Annotated in this window: 5 protein-coding genes; 4 read left to right on the top strand and 1 reads right to left on the bottom strand. The window is 42.9% G+C overall.

The genetic code is table 11. The annotated features are described in order from the left end of the window. The first annotated feature begins 198 nt into the window (after positions 1-198). The 4 genes from B2X72_RS26350 to cysM all read left to right on the top strand — a co-directional run bounded on the left by B2X72_RS26350 (position 199) and on the right by cysM (position 3,166). Positions 199-996 carry a HipA family kinase gene (locus B2X72_RS26350; RefSeq protein WP_075991212.1) on the top strand — a complete coding sequence of 266 codons (798 nt, stop codon included), beginning with the start codon at positions 199-201 and terminating at the stop codon, positions 994-996. Next, on the top strand, positions 974-1,357 hold the full coding sequence (locus B2X72_RS26345; RefSeq protein ID WP_075991213.1) for a DUF3037 domain-containing protein: 384 nt from the start codon (positions 974-976) through the stop codon (positions 1,355-1,357). The genes B2X72_RS26350 and B2X72_RS26345 overlap by 23 nt, the downstream gene beginning before the upstream one ends. Positions 1,358-1,478: 121 nt before the next feature. Continuing rightward, a complete protein-coding gene (locus B2X72_RS26340; RefSeq protein ID WP_075991214.1) occupies positions 1,479-2,288 on the top strand; it encodes a serine O-acetyltransferase in 810 nt (269 codons plus the stop codon). Positions 2,289-2,293: 5 nt separating this feature from the next. After that, entirely contained in the window at positions 2,294-3,166 is an 873-nt protein-coding gene (cysM, locus tag B2X72_RS26335) for a cysteine synthase CysM (protein WP_088160358.1), read from the top strand. 76 nt (positions 3,167-3,242) lie between these two features. On the opposite strand, the gene B2X72_RS26330 is transcribed toward cysM, so the two are convergent. Then, positions 3,243-3,512: VOC family protein (locus B2X72_RS26330; protein WP_286852157.1), on the bottom strand; the 270-nt coding region annotated here is incomplete at its 5' end.

Here is a 3,512-nt window from a genome sequence, read left to right as displayed (position 1 = left end):
CTAAAATATAAACAATAATTTTGGATATTACCACAATTAAAAGTTCGCAGGGGCTAGGGGCAACAGCATCGTGCAAGTGCATGACGTGAATTTCTCGTTTCCTATATCCTCAAACGTTTAAATATGGGTAACTTTAGATAAGTTTGATCAGTTTGCAAGGTGTCTTGCCAACTTTGAAGATAGTAAAAATATAAATTCATGGATTTTCAACAACCTGTTATTAGAGAAGTAGAGATCATCCGATATGTTCAGCCATTTCGGGAAGGGGGGTCTTTACCCGCATTAGTCGATGCCGATGATGGCTTTAGTTATGTTATAAAATTTAGAGGGGCAGGTCAGGGACGAAAAGCATTGATTGCGGAATTGATCGGTGGAGAGCTGGCGAGATTGCTCAAATTAAGAGTTCCCGAAATTGTATTTGCGGAGTTGAACGAATCCTTTGGCCGTACAGAACCCGATGAAGAAATTCAGGATCTGCTCAAATTTAGTGTGGGCAAAAATCTGGGACTTCATTTTCTGAGTGGAGCAATCACATTTGACGCGAATGTCGATGCTATCGGCGCGGAGGAAGCATCGAAAATTGTTTGGTTAGATTCACTCTTGATGAATGTAGACCGTACTGTGCGGAATACAAATATGCTGATATGGCATAAAGAACTTTGGTTGATAGATCACGGCGCTTCCTTATATTTTCATCACAGTTGGGATAATTGGGAAGAACAATCCCTAAAACCATTTGTTCAGATTAAAGATCACGTACTGCTCAAAAATGCAAGTATGGTGGAGAAAATAGATCAGGAATACCGTTCCGTTTTTACGGAGGCGGTATTTCGCGGAATATTGGCGGTGGTACCCGATGAATGGCTGGAAGATGCCGAACGTGAGCTCTCTGCAGCCGATGCGCGCGAAGTGTATGTTTCTTTCCTGAAACGGCGTGTAGCCAATTCATCCATTTTTGTAAAACAAATAGAAGATGCCAGAAAAGACCGTATATGAGTATGCTGTGGTACGTTTGATACCACGGGTGGAGCGAGAGGAATTTATCAATGTAGGCGTAGCTCTTTATTGTCGTAAGTATCGTTTTGCGAAGATGGTTTATCTTGTTAATGAACAGAAGGTACGGTCGCTTTGTCCGGATATTGAATTGGAATTGATCGAAAATCATCTTTCATCTTTCCAACGAATCTGCCACGGCGAAAAAGATGCCGGCAAACTTGCTGCACTGGATATCACCGAACGCTTTCGATGGCTGACCGCAAAGCGGAGTACCCTGATTCAATGTTCGGCATCACATCCCGGATTATGTGAGGACCCCGAAGCAACATTGAAGGAGCTGTTTGAGCGTCTGGTTCTGTAAATTAAAAGATGTGCACCCTTGATCATGGGACAATACGTGATGGTCAAAGGGGCTAAGTTTTGATAATAAGGCTTAATCTATCAATATTGTATAGTATATTTGTTTTAATAAACTAGTGAAGATGCATGATTTTTATCAACATATCTATGAACAGCAACTTGCTGTTCTAGAAATGCCTTCTAACAAGAAGATCTGTGGCTGGGCTATCCGAATTGTGGATGTGCTCTTCCCCGAACGAAATTCTAGCGAGATGAAATCGGTCGATGATGTGAAGCTCGCTTTTGAACAATTTGAATTAGAACTGGAGCAACTCCTGAGCAAATCCAAAGCTTGTCAAAGCTGCAATCACTCAGAAGTAGCGCACAAGTTTTTTGAACGGATTCCACAGCTTTATGAATTGATGTGCTGGGATGCAGACGCATTGATGGATGGGGATCCAGCAGCACAGAATAAAAGAGAAGTCGTACGTACTTATCCCGGTTTCTTTGCCATCTGTATCTTCCGAATGGCCAATGAACTGCATCGCTTGGGTGTTCCTTTGATACCGCGCATATTGACGGAACATGCCCATTCTAAAACAGGTATTGATATCCATCCCGGAGCAACGATAGGCCATCATCTGCATATTGATCATGGCACCGGATTAGTCATCGGTGAAACCTGCACCATTGGTAATTACGTGAAGCTTTATCAGGGTGTAACCTTGGGCGCGCTGAGTGTTGATAAGGTGTTTTCCAATGTAAAACGCCACCCGACAATCGGTGATCATGTCATTATCTATTCAGGGGCCACCATCCTCGGCGGTGAAACACACATCGGCCATCATTCGGTCATTGGCGGGAATGTTTGGTTGACAAGTTCTGTAGAGCCTTATACCACCGTATATCATCAGGCCACATCAAAATTTATAGATTCGAAACCAATAATATAGATACCATGGGAAATATCATAGATACCATAGGAAATACGCCTTTAGTCGAGATAACACAATTTCATACAAATCCCAAGGTGCGGATATTTGCGAAAATGGAGGGGAATAATCCTGCTGGTTCGGTGAAAGATCGTGCGGCACTAAATATGATCCGCTCGGCGATGGAGCGCGGTGACATTACAAAAGATAGCAAATTGATTGAGGCAACGAGTGGAAATACCGGAATCGCACTGGCTATGATTGCAGGTATATATGGACTTAACCTTGAGCTTGTGATGCCGGCTTCTTCAACACGGGAGCGAACACTTACGATGGAGGCTTATGGCGCTAAAGTCACCTTATTGGAATCCATGGAAATATGCCGCGATTATGCAGAAGAAAAGGCCGAAAAAGAAGGTTATTTTATATTGAATCAATTTGCAAATCCGGATAATTACGAAGCACATATCAAGACAACGGGACCTGAAATCTGGCGTGATACAGACGGAAAGATTACACATTTTGTAAGCGCTATGGGTACTACAGGTACAATTATGGGAAACTCCATCTATCTGAAGGAGAAAAATGCAGCTATTCAGATTGTAGGTTGCCAGCCTACTCCGGAATCCTCGATACCAGGTATACGGCGTTGGCCCGAAGCATATCTGCCCAAGATTTTTGATCCGAGCAGGGTAGATCGTGTCATCGATATATCCCAACAGGAAGCAACCGAGTTTGCGCGGGAGCTTGTCAAGCGCGAAGGTGTTTTTGCCGGAATGAGTACCGGCGGAGCTTTTGCCGGAGCACTTAAAATTGCAAATGAAATCGAAGCAGGCCTTATTGTCTTTATTGCCTGTGACCGAGGTGATCGTTATTTGAGTTCAGACCTTTTTGGCTAAGAACCCATACGAACAATACCAAGCCCACTACGGATCTTCGCTTATTTTTAGCAATCTTTAGTGGGCTTTTCAATGTCTAAGCATCGGCGCCAAAGGTTAGTAGATTGCTGTCGGGATCTAAAATCGAAAACTCACGCTGACCCCAAGGCTTCATCTCAAGTTTACCATTGGGATGAATCTCAACGTTATTTTCTTGAAAAGATTCATACAGACAATCAATATCGTCTGTACGTATATAAACCATACCATAATTATCTTCGGGTGGAAGTTCTTGGAATTCAAAAAAATGAATTTCAATATCATCTTTCTTCAACATCAGATACCCTTCATAGTCGGCAGTGCCACA

The organism is Sphingobacterium sp. UBA7253, from assembly GCF_002472745.1.
Classification (GTDB): domain Bacteria; phylum Bacteroidota; class Bacteroidia; order Sphingobacteriales; family Sphingobacteriaceae; genus Sphingobacterium; species Sphingobacterium siyangense.
Note: the sequence above shows the minus strand (reverse complement) of the source record. Positions and strands in the feature narration are given on the sequence as shown.

Excerpts from the sequence above, each read along its gene's own strand:
- B2X72_RS26350 (WP_075991212.1), top strand. The coding sequence starts at position 199 with ATGGATTTTCAACAACCTGTTATTAGAGAAGTAGAGATCATCCGATAT.
- B2X72_RS26345 (WP_075991213.1), top strand. The coding sequence starts at position 974 with ATGCCAGAAAAGACCGTATATGAGTATGCTGTGGTACGTTTGATACCA.
- cysM (WP_088160358.1), top strand. The coding sequence starts at position 2,294 with ATGGGAAATATCATAGATACCATAGGAAATACGCCTTTAGTCGAGATA.
- B2X72_RS26340 (WP_075991214.1), top strand. The coding sequence starts at position 1,479 with ATGCATGATTTTTATCAACATATCTATGAACAGCAACTTGCTGTTCTA.